Below are 15600 nucleotides of genomic sequence, written 5' to 3'. Positions count from 1 at the left end.
CCGAGATCGTCAGCTCCCGACGAGTTCCGAGAGCGCGACCACATCGCCGCGTGCAGCTTCGAGCGGAGCGGACGAGTCGGAGCCCTGTGAGAGCGCGTTCTTCAGCTCGTCCAGACTCGCCGAGTAGGCGCTCACACCCTCGCGCCATTCATCGGCGATCGACGAGGGCGGAAGCGCTGAGCCGAGGCGGAGCGCATCTTCCTGGAGGATCCCGACCGCGGAGAGCGAATCCTCGCCCGTTGAGCCGGCGACGATGTCGAGCCCTCGGGCGGCATCCGACAACCAAGCTTCGACCTGCGCGCGGAACTCGTCGACGCTCGGCTCCTGAGGCTCGGGGGCGGTGGTCACCGCTGGTTCCGTCGGCTCGTCCGACGGGGAGGCCGTCGGTTCACCGGCTGATGCCGACGGTGTGCTGCCGGGAGTCGGGGACTCGCCCTTCGGGAGCAGGAAGAAGAGAAGCGCGCCGACGGCGATGAGCGCAGCGACCGCGAGCCCTGCGACGACCCAGATCTTGCGCCGGTTGTCGGGCTTCTGCTCGAGCGGACCCCACTGCAGGTCCGGCTGGGTGTTCTCGGCCATGCGACTCACGCCTCCAGAGGTGGCATCGGCTTCCACGAACGGTCGCGGCCGAGCCGGCCGCCCTCCTTGAGACCGCGGAAGAGGTTGCTCGTGCCGCGCACAGTGCGCTCGACGAAGAACAGGCGGATGAGCTCTTTCGCGAAGGTCATCGCGGTCCCCAGGCCGAAGAGCACTGGGTTGTAGTTGTCGTGTACGCGGTAGTACTGCTTGAGGTACGCGCGGTTGCGCATGATGTAGAACCGGTACGCGTTGCTCGATGCGTTCATGTGGCGGATGCCCATGTCCCATTGCTTGATCTCGCGGGTGCGGCGAAGCACGAACTCGTCGACGATCACGGCGGTGGTCTTGCGGGAAGCGAGCCAGCCGTACATCTGGTCATCCCAGTAGATGAAGAACCGGGGATCGGGGAGGCCGATCTGCGAGACGATCGAGCGGTGGATGAACATGCCCTCGAAGCATCCGCTGTTCATCTCCTTGAACCCCGATGCGTCGAAGCCCGACGGCGCGAACGGGATCGGGATGCCCATGCGCTCGGCGATACGGTACTGCCAGTAGAACTCACTGCCGTCGTAGTCGTAGCGGCGTCCCTGGATGCTCTTGAAGCGCGGCGCCCACTTGCCCATCTTGGCGAGTCCGTCGGTCATGACCTCGACGTCGTCGTCCATCATCCAGATCCACTCGGAGCCGAGCTCGTACGCCGTGCGCATACCCTCGCTGAATCCGCCGGAGCCGCCCGTGTTGGTCTCGAGACGGCGGTACACCACCTCGGTCCCCAGTCGCGGGCGGAAGGACTCGACGACCGCGGTCGTGTCGTCGGAGGACGCGTTGTCGATGATCACGACGCGGCCGGGCTTGGGGTCCATCGCCGCGATGCTCTCGAGGAGCCCGGTGAGCAGGTGCGATCGGTTGTAGGTGACGATGACGATCGTGGCGGACGCCGGGTCGAAGGGGACGTGTGTCACGAGTGGGATCTCCGGGAGGGTGTCGTCTCGCAGGGCGCCGCGAGCAGACCCCAGCCTACCGGGCGAGTCGACGAATCCCCCGAGGGCGCCGCGTGCGGCTAGCGCTCCGGATGCAGCGTGGGGATCGCGCCGGTGTGCGCCGCGTCGATGTTCTCGCGCCACGACCGTGACTGACCGGCGCGCAGAGCGCAGAGCACGAGCAGGAACCATCCGGCGCCCTCGAGGGTGAAGCTCTCGAACATCGAGTCGACGGCGAGCGTGACGAGCATGAGCGGCGTCCAGGCGTAGACGACGGAGCGGCGCGCGCTCGCGACGAGCCAGGACCGGACCATCGCGACGCCCCCGAGCAGCAGGAAGAGCACGAGGCCGGCCCAACCCAGCTGCAGCACCACGTCGAAGTAGGCGTTCAGCGCGCTCCCGTGCCGGTCGTCGAGAAGGAAGTTGATGTAGGTGAAGGGGAACTCGCCGCGCGCCCAGGGCCCGAACCAGCCCCAGCCCTGGATCGGCTTGAGCGAGACGAAGTCGAGGATGGTGTTCCACAGGGTCGCGCGGATCGAGAAGTCTGATCCGGCGTCGAGCAGCCGGATGATCGCGTGGCGGAGGATGAAGGCCGCGAGGAGGGCGAGGACGACCAGCACGCTGAGCGCCCACTGCACGACGCCGCGGCGCTCGCGCGGCGTGTGCCGCACGATCGTGAGCGCGACCGTGCTCACCCCGACGGCGACCGCGAGGACGATCACGGTGGGGGAGGACGAGAGGAACGCCAGCAGTGTGGCGAGAGCGATGGAGGGGATCGCGAGCGGTGCCGTGACCGACTGGGACCGCCACTCGATCACGAAGGTGATGAGCGCGACGACCGCGATGAAGCCCAGCATGTTGCGACTGCCGAAGAGCCCCTGCACGGGGCCGCCGAGCGCGAGGTTCCCCTGGATGCCGAGGAATCCGAACGGCATGTCGAGCAGGATGCCGGAGAGGATCTCCATCCCGAGCGACAGCACGAGCAGAATGCGCAGCGTGTCACCGAGGGCGCGGACCGTCTGGAGGGTGTCGCGCACGTGCCCGACGGCGATCGCGAGGAACGCGAAGCCGAAGAGGGCCATCCAGCCGAAGGCGGTGTCGGATCTGTCGGCCGTCCAGACCAGGCTCACGAGCGCCCACGCCAGGAAGGCGAGGAGCGACGACGGGGCGAGGCGGAGAGGCGAGAGCTCGGCACGGCGGACCCAGAGCACGCTGGCCCCGACACCGCACAGCACGGCGATGATGGTCGCCAGAGTCACGGGGGACGTGAGGCGCTCGATCGTGAACGATCCGAACACCGCGGTGAGCACCGCGATCGTGAACGCCCGGGCGAACTCCGCGGATCCGAGCAGGTCGGCGAGACGCCGTTCGGGCGTCACGGAACCCGCCGCGCTCTCTCGCCGCGCTCGATCACGCGGTCGCGCTCACCCACCCCGACGAGAGGGACGGACTTGATCTTGAAGCTGAGCATCACCAGCAGCATCCAGCCCCAGAGCATGATCGGGGTGGACTCGGTGAGACCCTGCACGAGCAGCACGACCGTGAAGAGGTTCGGCAGGAGGGTGAGCGGGGAATACTCGCGATCGGCGGTGAGGTCCCAGCGCGGGCGGTCGACCGCGAAGAACCAGGACCGCCAGAGCAGACTCAGGTAGGCGAGGGCCATCAGCACGAGACCGACCACGCCGAGCTGCATGAGGACGTCGAGCCACATGTTGTGCGCGTGGAAGACCGTGATCCCGTGGTCGACGATCCACCTGTCGAACGCCGGGTCGAACGGCACCCACGGGCTGGAGAAGCCGTTGCCGAAGAGCGGATGCTGGGCGACGCGCTCGAGCACCTTCTCCCAGATCTTGTCGGAGCGGCCGGTGAGGTCGGCGCTCCGGCCGAGCACCGAGAGCAGCGGTCCGCGCAGCAGCCAGACAGCGGCTGCGAGCACCGCTGCGCCCCCGATGAAGACCATGTAGAGACGGGTGCGGGCCCCGGGGGTGGTGGTGCGACGCATCAGCAGTGCGACGACGAGGACCACGAGGGCTGCCGCCGCGCAGGCGTAGGCGGTCGCGGAGCCGGCCCTGATCAGGAAGAACGCCGCGAGCAGCGACCACAGCGCGAGCGTCGTGCGCCACCGTGCCCGTGCCGCGAATCGGATCGCGAAGGTGATGAGGGCGAACAGGCTGATGATCGCCAGCAAATTCGAGTTGCCGACGATGCCCTGGATGCGCTCGCCGTCGAACAGATTGCCGCGGACCCAGTACCAGTGCGCGTTCACATCGCCGTCCGGCCGGACGAAGAAGTTCGGCAGGATCGGACCGTGCACGACGACAGCGACCCACAGCTCGATCGCGAGCGACAGACCGAGAATCCACTTGAACGCCGAGGCGAGGGCGCGCACGATCTCGCTCCAGCTCAGCACGTGCACGATGAAGAGGGCGTTAACCGTGACTCCCGCGAGCAGGGCCCACGTGAGAAGCGTGGCACCGCGCCACTGCGACCACGCGACTGACACGAGAGCGAGCACGGTGTAGGCGGTCGCGGCCCACGGCAGGCGGCGCCAGGCGAAGGCCTGGGGGCGGCGACGGGACACCATCGGGATGCCGATCGCCAGCGTGACGACGACGAACGCCGCGAGCACGATGCCGGCGCCGAGCTCGCCGACGAGGTTGTAGACCGCGGAATGCGCGAATGTCGCGAACAGCACGAGGATGATGTAGCCGCGCAGCAGCAGATGCCCCGTCGACTCGCGTTCCGGTGCGCTGGGCGGAGCGGAGACCGGATGCTTCGTGTACTGCGCCATCGGGATCAGGCTACCGCGCGTACCCGGGCATCGACCGGACGCGCCGCGCGCCCGGTCCCGCCCGTCATCCCCCCCCCCCCCCCCGGACGTGTGTCATCGAGTCGCCCGCTGATCGCGGCGCGCCCTACCCTGGTGACATGCTGCTCAGCCTGACGAACGCACCCCGCGACTACGCCTGGGGATCCACCACACTCCTCGCCGAGCTCGAGGGCCGCGAACCGGCGGCTCAGCCCGAGGCGGAGGTCTGGTTCGGCGACCACCCCGGAGATCCCGCCGACATCGACGGGGGCGGAACGCTCGATTCCGTCACCGGTGGCACGCTGCCGTACCTGCTCAAGCTGCTCGCAGCCGCATCGCCGCTGTCGATCCAGGTCCACCCGACGATCGCGCAGGCCCGCGACGGATGGAGCCGTGAGGCGGAGCTCGCCCTCGACGACCCGCGACGCAACTACCGCGACGACAACCACAAGCCCGAGCTCATCGTGGCCCTCAGCGACCGCTTCGAGTCTCTGAGCGGCCTGCGCGAGGTGCCCGGCACTCTGCGGCTGCTCGCCGAGCTGAGGGGCGGCACCGGTGTGGAGTCGCTCATCGAGCGCCTCTCCGGCGAGGGCGACGTCCTGCGCGACGCGATCGGATGGCTGCTCTCCGGCGATGCCCAGGACGAAGTGGACGACGTCATCACTGCGGTGCGAGCGGCAGCCGACTCGGCGACGGGGAAGTGGGCGGACACCCTGCGGGCGGTGTCGGCGATCTCGACGACCTACCCCGGCGACCCGGGCGTGGTCGTGGCGCTTCTGATGAATCACGTCGTGCTGAAGCGGGGCGAGGGCGTCTTCCTGCGCGCCGGTCTTCTGCACGCGTACATCTCCGGTCTCGGCGTCGAGATCATGGCGGCGAGCGACAACGTGCTGCGCGGCGGCCTGACGCCCAAGCGCATCGACGTCCCAGAGCTGCTGTCGATCCTCGACACCGCCCCCGGCGAGGTGCCGGTGCTGCGACCGTCCGCGAGCGGCGCCCTCACGACCTACGAGGTCCCGGTCGCGGACTTCGCGCTGCAGCGCGCCGCCCTGTCGGGCGACGACGTCGAGGTGCCGGTGAGCGGACCGACGATGGTGCTCGCGACGGCCGGCGATGTCGCGGTGGTGGGTGCCGACGGCGAACGGAGAGCTGTGCGGGTCGGTACCGTTCTGTTCGCGGACGCCGAGGAGGGGCGCGTCACCCTGGCAGGGGCGGGCGAGGCGTTCATCGCGATGCCGGGAGCCGCAGCCGACGCGCGCTGAGATCGCGACACGCCGTCGCGACACGCCGAGGGACCGCCGTGAACCTTCAAGAGATCGTTGAGGGTTTACGATCCGCGACTTGACCGATGCGAATCACACGGGTGTAATTAGTGGTGCACGGCCCGCCGAGGGGGCGGAATACAGGGTTGGAGATCGAGATGACGGGATACCGTTCGGACGTGCCGGACAACTGGTTCGTCGACCCGGTCAACCTCGGCGTTCCGGGGGTCCGCAGGGTCGAGGCCGATGACGACAACGCACTCGCGTGGCAGACCGACGCTCTGTGCTCGCAGACCGACCCCGAGGCCTTCTTCCCCGAGAAGGGCGGGTCGACCCGCGACGCCAAGAGGATCTGCACCTCGTGCGACGTACGCGGCGAATGCCTCGAGTACGCCCTGAACAATGACGAGCGGTTCGGCATCTGGGGCGGTCTGTCCGAGCGCGAGCGCCGCAAGCTCAAGCGCCGCGCGAGCTGACGACCGGGCTTCGGGCCACGCCGCATCCACTGCATCCGGCGAGTCGCGGGCCCGCATAGGCTGACGACGTCATGCCAGCCCGAGTTCATGCCATCATCGTCGCGCGCCCCGGTTCGTCCGCCCGCGCGCAGTTGCTGCACACGCTGGACGCTCTGCGTTCACAGACCGTCACGCCGGCGGCGATCACGCTCGTGATGTGCGGCGATGCGACGACGGCGCGGGAGAGCGCGACCGTCGGAGAACTGGTCGAGGGGGTCATCGAGGCCCGCACGAGCACGTCGTTCGCCGATGCGGTCGAGCTGGCGAGACCGCGGATCCCTGAGGGCAGCGCTGTCTGGCTTCTCGCGCACGACACCGCCCCGCATCCTCGGGCGCTGGAACGACTCGTCGGCACACTCGAGCGCTCGCCGTCGGCTGCCATCGCTGCACCGAAGCTCGTGGAGACGGACGACGACCGCGAGATCGTCTCACTCGGCGTGAGCATGACGAGCCTCGGGCGCTCCGTCGAGCTCGCCGCGGGCGAGCTCGACCAGGGACAGCACGACGGCCGCGACGACGTCCTCGGCGCCGACGTCCGCGGGATGCTCATCCGCTCGCAGGTCAGGGACGCGCTGCGGCCCGACCGCGCGCTCGGCGGAGCGGACGAGGGCTTGGACCTCGGCGTCCGCGCCCGCCTCGGCGGCGGCCGCGTCGTCCTGGCGCCGGCCGCCCGGGTCTCAGTGTCACCCGACGGCCCTGCGGCGCTGCCGACAGGCCGAGGCCGACGAGCCTTCGCCCAGCGTCTCGCACAGCTGCATCGCCGCCTCGCCTACGCGCCGGTGGCCGCGGTTCCCCTGCATTGGCTGACGCTGCTGCCGCTCGCTCTGTGGCGCTCGATCACGCACCTGATCGGGAAGCGCCCGGAAGCCGTGGCACCGGAGTGGGGAGCTGCCGCCACCGCCATGGCAAGAGTCGGAGCCGTGTCGCGCTCGCGCCGGCGCATCCGCGAGTTCCGCACATCCACCTGGTCCAGCATCGCGCCGCTGCGCGTGAGCCGCGCCGATCTCCGCCGCCGTCTGGATGACGGTCACGGCAGCGAACGCGGGGTGGCCAACGAACTCCGCTTCTTCTCGGGTGGAGGAGCGTGGGCCGTGCTCGCCGCCCTGGTCGTCAGCGTCGCGACCTTCACCTCTCTGCTCGCGTGGCCCGTTCTCGGCGGCGGTGCGCTGCTGCCGCTGCGCACGACGCTCGCAGCCCTCTGGGCCGACGCGGCCTGGGGCATCCGCGGTCTCGGAGTCGACGTCGTGGGGCCGGCCGATCCCTTCGCCGGGGTGATCGCAGTGCTCGGCTCGCTGTGGCCGGCCGGCCCGTCCTTCGCTCTCGTCCTGCTCTGGGTGCTCGCGCTCCCGCTCGCGGTGCTCGGGGCGTGGTTCGCGGCGACGCGTGTCACGGATCGTGCGGGTCTCCGGATCCTCGCCGGGATCGTCTGGGCGCTGGCGCCGACGTTCCTCACCGCGCTCGTCGACGGCCGACCCACCGGCGTCCTCGTTCACCTGCTGCTGCCATGGCTCTTCCACGCGGCGGTCGTCGCGCATCGCTCGTGGGGAGCCGCGGGCGCCGCGTCCCTTCTCTTCGCGGGGGTCGCGGCATGTGCGCCGTCCCTCGTCCCGGCATTGCTGCTGCTGTGGGTGATCGCTGTCGGCGTCAGCCTTGCCGGTGCTCGAGTGCGCGGAGCGATCCGGCTCCTCTGGGTGCTGGTGCCCGCGGCGGCGCTGTTCGCGCCCCTGGTCGCTTGGCAGCTCCGTCACGGAACCCTCGTCGCCCTGCTCGGCGACCCCGGTCTGATCTGGGCGGGACCTCAGGTCGCCGCCGGTCAGGCAGGTCGCCTCGCTCTCGCCTCGGGATTCCCCTCCGCGGACCTCGGTGGCTGGGCGAACATTCTCGGCCCTGGCCCGGCGCCCTGGATCGGGGTGCTCTTCGCACCGCTCGCGCTCCTCGCGCTGATCGCGGCGGTCTCTCCGCGCTGGCGCGTCGGGATCACCCTCCTGGTCCTGGCAGCGAGCGGACTCGCCACGGCCTTCCTCGCGGTCGGCATCGCCGTCTCGTTCGCCCAGGGCACTCCCGTCGCGATCTGGCCGGGAAACGGCCTGAGCCTCGCCTGGCTCGGTGTGCTCGGCGCGGCGCTCGTGACGCTCGACAGCGCGGTCTCGCTGCCCCGACTGCGCATCGTCGGCGCCGCCGTCGTCGGCCTCGCCGTCGCCGCGTCCGCCGTGCCGGCGCTCGCGGCCTTCCACACGGGGCGCTCGGCGCTCACCGACGGGCCCGCGTCGACGCTGCCCGCCTATGTGGCGGCGCAGGCGGGGGAGGACAGCCCCGTCGGAACCCTCGTGCTCACCCCGCGCGACGAGGGCGGGCTGGCGGCCGAGGTCGCATGGGGCGCGAGCGAGACGCTCGGAGCGCAGACCACGATGCTCTCCACCGCGACCGAGCCCCTCGGACGAGACATCACCACGCTGTCGGTCGACTTGCTCTCGGCGCGCGACTTCGACGCCGCGGCACAGCTCGGCGACCTCGGGATCTCCTATGTGCTCCTCGCCTCGGTGTCGGACGACCAGTCGGACCGCGCCAGGGCGCTCGGGACCGCGGCCATCACCGCCCTCGACCAGCGCGCCGGATTCGTGCAGGCGGGTACGACCGATCGCGGGGTCCTCTACCGGCTGGAAGCGGATGCGGCTCCGCGCGCGACGCTGTCCGCAGGGCAGGAGGCGACGGCCCGTCTCGTGATCGCGGTGCAGCTCGTGCTCCTGTTCGCCGCCCTGCTCCTGTCGATCCCCACCCGTGCCTCTCGCCGTGCTGCGCGCGCGACGCCGCGCATCGTCGGTCTGGCTGCCGAGGAACGTCTGGTGCTGCCTCGGCACGCTGAGGATCTGGAGGATCCGGAACTCTCCGAGGACGACGAGCCCGCCGAGGAAACCGACGGCGGGGCCGATGCGCAGCCCGCGGAAGCGGAGGACGCGGCGGAAGCGACAGCGGATGGGGAGGCGGAGGCAGAGGCGGAAGCGAGAGCGGATGCGGATGCTCACGCATCCGCCGATACGGACGTCGATCCGGCAGACCCCGCCGGTCCGTCCGGTCCTGCCGCCGATGACGATCCGCGCGATGACGCCGCGACCGACCAGGCCCCGGAGCATCCGAGCGACCTCGATCCGGATCCTGAGACAGACACCGACCCCGAGGAGGGCAGGCGATGACCGGCAACCGTGCTTTCCGCGTGGCGGCGACCAGTGCCCGCGTGGTCACGGGGGCGCTCGTCGCGGCGGCCTGCGTCGTCGGCACTGTGCTCGCGATCTCTGCCTCCCTGCCGACGATCGCCCACGAGCCGGCGCAGGCCGACATCACCCCGCTGCCCGGCGATGCCGTGCTGGTGTGCAACGGCGACTTCCGCGCGCTCGGTCGTGACCCGCTGAATTCGCTCGAGATGGTGTCGGCGGCTTCTCCGCGCTTCACGAGCGACGGAACGGCCGGCACGCCTGCCTCGACCTCGATCACGGCCGACGACCTCGTCGGCGCGGGTGAGGTGCGCCGGCTCGTCGGCGAGGTGCGGGACCGCACGGCGCCGCTCATCGCCGGAACAGAATCGTTCTCGCTGGCGGAGGACGATCTCTTCGGCCTCGCCGCCGTTCCCTGTCGACCCGCGAGCAGTGAGTCGTGGCTTATCGGCGGCACCGTCGAGACCGGTGCGAAGGACATCGTCGTTCTCACCAACCCGGGCGCCGTGCCCAGCACCGTCTCGCTCTCGGTCTTCGGCACGGTCCGTGCCTCCACCTCGGTCATCGTGCCCCCGGCGACCCAGGTGTCGCTGCCCCTGTCTTCCATCGCGAGCGGCTCGGAGATCCCGATCGTCAAGGTGACCGCCACCGGATCTCCCGTGCGGGCGGTGCTGCAGTCCTCGCTCACCCGCACGCTCGACCCGGCGGGGGTCGACCTGCAGGATGCCGTGGCGGCGCCGCAGCGGCACGCCGTGATCCCCGGCGTCCAAGTCCTGCAGGCGCCGGCTGACGGCAGCGAGATGGCGGTACTGCGTCTGATGTCGCCCGACGCCAACACGGAGGCCGTCGTCACGATGCGGAAGGTCGGCGACTCCACGTCGGCCACGGAGGTACCCGTCACGCTCGCGGCCGATCAACCGACGGAGATCTCCCTCGCCTCCGTGCCGGTCGGGGAGTACGTCGTCGACATCGAGGCGGAAGCGCCCGTCCTGACCGGCATACGCGAGCAGGACGGCTCAGGGCCGCAGACGGACTTCGCGTGGCTCCTGCCCGCTCCGGAGTTCGACGACGACGTGGTCGTGGCGGTCCCCGACGGACCGTCGCCCCGCCTGGTGTTCGCCAACGACGAGGACGAGGACGCCACGGTCGAGGTCGCGGTGCTCGGCGGCGAGTCGTCGTCGGTCACGGTGCCCGCCGGATCCTCCGCCTCGTTCGATGTGAACCCTCGGACCTCCTATTCGCTGAGCACCTCCGGCCCCGTCCACGCCTCCGTGCGGATGACCGCGGCCGGCGCGCTCGCGGGCTGGCCGGTATGGCCGGAGGCGGGGGCGCAGCAGACCATCACCGTCTATCCCTGACCTCGCTGGACGCCGTCGGCCCGGCGTCAGTGGTCGTGACCGCCGAGGTCCCAGGGCTCGCGCCCGACGTACTCGGCCGCGGCACGGAACACCGCGCTCTCGATCGCCATACGGCGGTGCGCGTTGTCGTCGTGGCCCGGGGGCAGCAGCCGTTCGATCGGGAGCCGGAACAGCACGATCCGGCGGTTCTCCCGGTCGAGGTACCAGCGGGGCACCTCATCCGCGCTCTCGAACGCCGGCATCGCCCCGATCTCGAAGCGCACGTCCTGCAGCTCCGGCCACGTGCCGCGGAGGAATTCGACGGCGGTGCCGACGGTCAGGTCGAACCGGTCGATGCGGCCGTCGAGGGGCGCGAGAGGGGGGCGGACGACCTCGCTGCGGCCGAGACGACCGTGTCGGCCATGGCGTGCCCCGCGGCGGGGAGAGGCGGACGTGCGGGACCTGCGGGGCATAGCGAAAGTCTAGGCCGAACCGAGTGCGGCGCGGCGTCGAGCCCGCGGCATGCCACAGCCGTAACCTGACGGTGATGGACGGAAGACTCTGCTCGAAGGTCGGCTGCGCGCGTGAAGCCGTGGCGACGCTCACGTACGATTACGGCGACCAGATGGCCGCGCTCGGTCCGCTCGGCATCGCGAACCACCCGCACGCCCACGACCTGTGCGCCCCGCATGCCGACAGGCTCTCCGTTCCGGCGGGGTGGCTCGTGGTGCGGCACGAGGCGCTGCGCGCCTAGACCCGGAATCGACGAGACCTCGAGCGGCGAGACCCCGACCCGGCTAGACGCCGACGCGCCGCCCCGTCAGGCGCTCGGCCCTGCGGTCGGCGTTCTCCAGCGCCCGCCGCTCGCGCTCGCGGCGCAGAACGGTGGCGCCGATCAGCACCTCTTCGGGCGAGACGGGCGGAAGGGGCGAGATGAACGGCGACGCCTCGACGAGCAGGTCGTGCGCCACTCGCGTCCGAGCTGCGGGCACCATGCGGGGTGCGCTCTGCAGGAACTGCGAGATGCGGCGGGCGAGACGGTCCGGCAGTCGAGCGACGTCGGCGATCTGCGCCCACCCCGCCAGAGACGGTGGCAGCACGGGAACGGACGGGATGAGCTTCGGGGTGCGCACGCGCTGGCTGTACGTTCCGGCGACCATGTCGCCGAGGCGCTGTGAACGCGCGCTGAAGGCACCGGCGAGCACCGCGACGCTGCCGAGGGTCATGTAGATCTCGAGGACGCCGAGGAGAGCGCGGATGAAGGCGTGCCGGAAGCCCGTGGCGCCGCCGTCGATGCGCACGATGCGCCCGCCGACGGCGAGCTTGCCGAGGCTCCGCCCCTTGAGCGCCATCTCCATCGTGATCGGCAGCACGACGAAGCTCACGACGAGCGCGCTCACCGTGGCTATGCGGTCCGTCGCCTCGTCGAGGATTCCGGCGTCGAGCAGCCAGATGCGCAGGAAGATCCACAGCAGGAACACGCCGAGACCGACGAGCATGTCGATGATGGCGCCCACTGCCCGCAGCACGAAGCCGATCGGCTGCACGTCGATCGCGACGGCTTCGCCGGAGAGCACCTCGTCAGACATATCGAGCGGCGCGGACATGAGTACAGTAAATCAGGTGGATGCCGATGCGCTGACCGATGCACGCCGCGCCGAGTGGGAGCGGCTCGACCGGCTGAGCCGAGAGCGGCTCGATGGAGCGGGCGTCGACGAGTTGATCGTGCGCTATCGTGCGGCATCCGCCGATCTCGCCGAGTTGAAGACCTCGGTGGGGGATTCGCCGCAGGGGTCCTACCTCTCCACGATCCTGGTGCGGGCCCGGCTGCGTCTCACCGGCGCGTCCGACAGCATCCTCACCCAGGTCGCCCGCTTCTTCTCGCTGCAGCTGCCCGCCGCCCTCTACCGTCTTCGGTGGACCACGCTCGTGATCGCGGTGTCGTTCATCGCCGTCGCAGTCGGCACCGCCGTCTGGATCTCCTCCGATCCCGCACTGATCGCCACGCTCGGCCCGCCCGACATGCTCGCGCAGTACGCGGACGAGAGCTTCACGGGCTATTACACCGAGAACCCCGCCGCGGTCTTCATGGGAATGGTGTGGACGAACAACGCGTGGATCGCCGTGCAGTGCGTACTGTTCGGGATCACGGGCATCTGGCCGGTGAACGCCCTCATGCAGAATGCCATGGGCCTCGGGATCTCGGGTGCCGTCATGACCGCGCACGGGCGCGCAGACGTCATGGTGCTGTACATCCTTCCGCACGGTCTGCTCGAGATGACCTGCATCTTCGTCGCCGCAGCCGGCGGCCTGCACCTGTTCTGGTCATGGGTCGCGCCGGGGAACCGCTCGCGCGGCGAGTCGCTCGCCGCCGAGGGCCGATCCCTCGCCACCGTCGCGATCGGACTGGTCTTCGCCCTGTTCCTCGCAGGCCTCGTGGAGGGATTCGTCACGGGCTGGGCGCTCCCGTGGCCGGTCAAGATCGGCATCGGGGTCGCCGCCCTCGCGGTGTTCCTCATCTACATGCTGGTGATCGGCCGACGTGCGTACCTTCGCGGCGAGACCGGCGACCTCGTCGAGTACGAGGCGGGCACCCCGCGTCTCGTCGCGGGCTGACCCGAGCCCGTGACGACGCTGAGCCGGCCTCAGAGCCGACCGGTGGCCTTGAGTTCGAGGTAGCGGTCGGCGATGCGCGGCGGCAGCGATTCCGGGTCGGCGGCGATCGCCTCTCCACCAGCTCGGCGGATCGCGTCGGCGACGTTCTCGGCCTCCCTCATCGTCTGCTCAGCAGCGGCGGCGACGTAGATCTCTTCGCGGCTCCCGCGCAGTCCGGCGAGGTCGGCGATCCCGTCGTCGGTCACGGAGCCCACGAGGATCGATGTGGCCCGCGTCGCATCGGGGAAGGCGCCGAGGAAGCCCCGGGCGGACTCCGCGGCATCCTGCGCGGTCAGCACGACGATGAGAGACGGCCGCGTCGTGAGGGTGCGCACCGCGGCGAACGCGCTCGGCCAGTCGGTGTCGACGAGACGGGCGTGTACCGGAGCCATCGCGTCGGTCAGAGCCGGGAGCAGGGCCGCGCCCTCGACTCCCGTGACGCGAGCCCTCACCACGCGGTCGTACATCAGCAGGTGCACGTGGTCGCCCGCTCGCGCGGCGAGGGCGGCGAGCAGCAGCGTGGCTTCGAGTGACGCGTCGACACGAGTGCCGTCTCCGACTCGTGCCGCCGCGGTGCGCCCGGTGTCGATGATGATGACGACGTGCCGGTCACGCTCGGGACGCCAGGTGCGCAGCATCGTCGTGCCCGCGCGCGCGGTGGCACGCCAGTCGATCGAGCGCACGTCGTCTCCGCGGACGTACTCGCGGAGGGAGTCAAACTCGGTGCCCTGACCGCGCACCTGGATGCTGGTGTTGCCGTCGAGCTCGCGCAGACGCGCCAGACGGGACGGCAGGTGCTTTCGGGAGGAGAAGGCGGGCAGCACGCGGATCGCCCCGCGCACGCGGTGGCGCGCCTGTCGACCTGCGAGGCCGAGAGGCCCCCGCGCCCGCACCATGACGAACTCGCTCACGAGCTCGCCCCGCCTGCGAGGGAGGAGCGGGATCTCCACGCGGCGGCGCTCGCCGGGCGGGATGTCGAGGCGCTGCCTGGCACCGTCCGCGCCGGCCGTGGGCTGCCACGCGTCGCGGATCAGCGCGTGCAGCGTGCGGCTGCCGGTGTTCTGCAGCGCCACGCTCACCGGCACGAGCTCGCCGATGCGCGTGCGATTCGGCACCCGGCGGGTCACGACGACCGAGCGGGGGCTCGGAGCAAGCGCGACGTCGAGACCGGTGAGCAGCACGCACAGCCCGATCCAGATTCCCAGCGCGACGTACGCGGGGTACCCGGCGAGGCCGGTGAGGATGACGGGGATGACCCCCATGCCCACCGCGAGGGCGAGACGACCGGTGACGAACACCTAGATCGGCACCCGGGTCTGCTGCACGACGGAAGTGAGCACCGCGTCCGCGGACACGCCTTCCATCTGCGCGTCGGGTCGCAGCTGCAGGCGGTGGCGCCACACGGGAACGAGCATGGTCTGGATATGGTCGGGCGTCACGGCGGACGATGCGTTGAGCCAGGCCCACGCCTTCGCCGCGGCCAGCAGACCGGTGGATGCGCGCGGGCTCGCTCCGAGCTCGACCGACGGGGACTGACGGGTGGCCCTCGCGAGGTCGACCACGTACCCGAGCACATCGTCGGTCACGTCGACGCGGGCTGCGGCATCCTGAGCCGCGCGGATCACCGCGGCATCCACCACGGCCTCCACGCCGGTGAGTTCGCGGGGCGAGAAGCCGGACGCGTGCTTGCGCAGCACCGAGACCTCGGCGTCGCGCTCCGGCATCCCCACGACCAGCTTCATGAGGAACCGGTCGAGTTGAGCCTCGGGCAGCGAGTACGTCCCCTCATGCTCGATCGGGTTCTGGGTCGCGGCCACGAGGAAGGGGTCGGGCAGCGGCCTGCTCGTGCCGTCCGCTGAGACTTGACGCTCCTCCATCGCCTCGAGGAGTGCGGCCTGGGTCTTGGGCGGCGTGCGGTTGATCTCGTCGGCGAGGAGGATGTTCGTGAAGACCGGCCCGGCGCGGAAGTCGAACTCCCCGGTGCGCGCGTCGTACACGAGCGAGCCGGTGACGTCGCCGGGCATGAGGTCGGGGGTGAACTGCACCCGTTTGGTGTCGAGACCGAGCGCGCGGGCGAACGACCGCACGACGAGCGTCTTCGCGACGCCCGGCACGCCCTCCAGGAGCACGTGTCCGCGGGCGAGGAGGGCGACCAGGAGACCGGTCACGGTTCCGGCTTGGCCGACGACGGCCTTGTCGACCTCCGTCCTGACGCGATGCATCGCCTGACGCAGGTCCGCGTCGGTGGGGTTCT

14 protein-coding genes are annotated in these 15600 nt (G+C 70.6%); 6 read left to right on the top strand and 8 right to left on the bottom strand.

Annotated elements, in window-relative coordinates; all coding sequences use genetic code 11:
• Positions 1–9 precede the first annotated feature (9 nt).
• From M3195_RS06330 to M3195_RS06315, 4 genes are all read right to left on the bottom strand, one after another.
• Positions 10–579 carry a hypothetical protein gene (locus M3195_RS06330; protein ID WP_251585710.1) on the bottom strand — a complete coding sequence of 190 codons (570 nt, stop codon included), beginning with the start codon at positions 577–579 and terminating at the stop codon, positions 10–12.
• Between the two features lie 5 nt (positions 580–584).
• Positions 585–1541, bottom strand: a complete 957-nt coding sequence (locus tag M3195_RS06325) for a glycosyltransferase family 2 protein (protein ID WP_251585708.1) — start codon at positions 1539–1541, stop codon at positions 585–587.
• A gap of 98 nt (positions 1542–1639) precedes the next feature.
• Positions 1640–2938: an O-antigen ligase family protein gene (locus M3195_RS06320; protein ID WP_251585707.1), complete on the bottom strand. Its 1299-nt coding sequence runs from the start codon at positions 2936–2938 to the stop codon at positions 1640–1642.
• Entirely contained in the window at positions 2935–4350 is a 1416-nt protein-coding gene (locus tag M3195_RS06315; RefSeq protein ID WP_251585705.1) for an O-antigen ligase family protein, read from the bottom strand. The genes M3195_RS06320 and M3195_RS06315 overlap by 4 nt, the downstream gene beginning before the upstream one ends.
• Positions 4351–4487: 137 nt before the next feature.
• Here M3195_RS06315 and manA point away from each other — a divergent pair, with 137 nt between their 5' ends.
• From manA to M3195_RS06295, 4 genes are all read left to right on the top strand, one after another.
• On the top strand, positions 4488–5630 hold the full coding sequence (gene manA / locus M3195_RS06310; protein WP_251585703.1) for a mannose-6-phosphate isomerase, class I: 1143 nt from the start codon (positions 4488–4490) through the stop codon (positions 5628–5630).
• A gap of 158 nt (positions 5631–5788) precedes the next feature.
• Positions 5789–6106 (top strand): WhiB family transcriptional regulator, encoded by a 318-nt coding sequence (locus tag M3195_RS06305; protein ID WP_096714762.1) that lies wholly within the window; start codon positions 5789–5791, stop codon positions 6104–6106.
• A 71-nt stretch (positions 6107–6177) separates the two neighbouring features.
• Positions 6178–9336 carry a glycosyltransferase gene (locus tag M3195_RS06300; RefSeq protein WP_251585702.1) on the top strand — a complete coding sequence of 1053 codons (3159 nt, stop codon included), beginning with the start codon at positions 6178–6180 and terminating at the stop codon, positions 9334–9336.
• Positions 9333–10712: a DUF5719 family protein gene (locus M3195_RS06295; RefSeq protein WP_251585700.1), complete on the top strand. Its 1380-nt coding sequence runs from the start codon at positions 9333–9335 to the stop codon at positions 10710–10712. Before M3195_RS06300 ends, M3195_RS06295 begins: the two co-directional genes overlap by 4 nt.
• A 26-nt stretch (positions 10713–10738) precedes the next feature.
• Here M3195_RS06295 and M3195_RS06290 read toward each other — a convergent pair whose 3' ends face one another.
• Positions 10739–11164 (bottom strand): hypothetical protein, encoded by a 426-nt coding sequence (locus M3195_RS06290; RefSeq protein WP_251585698.1) that lies wholly within the window; start codon positions 11162–11164, stop codon positions 10739–10741.
• Positions 11165–11238: 74 nt separating this feature from the next.
• Between M3195_RS06290 and M3195_RS06285 the strand changes: the two genes are divergently transcribed.
• Positions 11239–11445: a DUF3499 family protein gene (locus tag M3195_RS06285; protein ID WP_096714759.1), complete on the top strand. Its 207-nt coding sequence runs from the start codon at positions 11239–11241 to the stop codon at positions 11443–11445.
• A 43-nt stretch (positions 11446–11488) separates the two neighbouring features.
• On the opposite strand, the gene M3195_RS06280 is transcribed toward M3195_RS06285, so the two are convergent.
• The gene (locus M3195_RS06280; protein WP_251585696.1) at positions 11489–12298 is read right to left on the bottom strand and encodes an RDD family protein; all 810 of its coding nucleotides are present in this window, start codon (positions 12296–12298) and stop codon (positions 11489–11491) included.
• Positions 12299–12314: 16 nt separating this feature from the next.
• Here M3195_RS06280 and M3195_RS06275 point away from each other — a divergent pair, with 16 nt between their 5' ends.
• A complete protein-coding gene (locus tag M3195_RS06275) occupies positions 12315–13307 on the top strand; it encodes a stage II sporulation protein M (protein WP_251586430.1) in 993 nt (330 codons plus the stop codon).
• Positions 13308–13336: 29 nt separating this feature from the next.
• On the opposite strand, the gene M3195_RS06270 is transcribed toward M3195_RS06275, so the two are convergent.
• Both M3195_RS06270 and M3195_RS06265 read right to left on the bottom strand, forming a co-directional pair.
• Positions 13337–14644 carry a DUF58 domain-containing protein gene (locus M3195_RS06270; protein ID WP_251585694.1) on the bottom strand — a complete coding sequence of 436 codons (1308 nt, stop codon included), beginning with the start codon at positions 14642–14644 and terminating at the stop codon, positions 13337–13339.
• The gene (locus tag M3195_RS06265; protein WP_251586428.1) at positions 14645–15568 is read right to left on the bottom strand and encodes an AAA family ATPase; all 924 of its coding nucleotides are present in this window, start codon (positions 15566–15568) and stop codon (positions 14645–14647) included.
• Positions 15569–15600: the final 32 nt, after the last annotated feature.

It is taken from the genome of Microbacterium hydrocarbonoxydans, from assembly GCF_023715885.1.
Lineage (GTDB): Bacteria > Actinomycetota > Actinomycetes > Actinomycetales > Microbacteriaceae > Microbacterium > Microbacterium hydrocarbonoxydans_C.
This window is presented reverse-complemented; position numbering and strand designations above follow the sequence as displayed.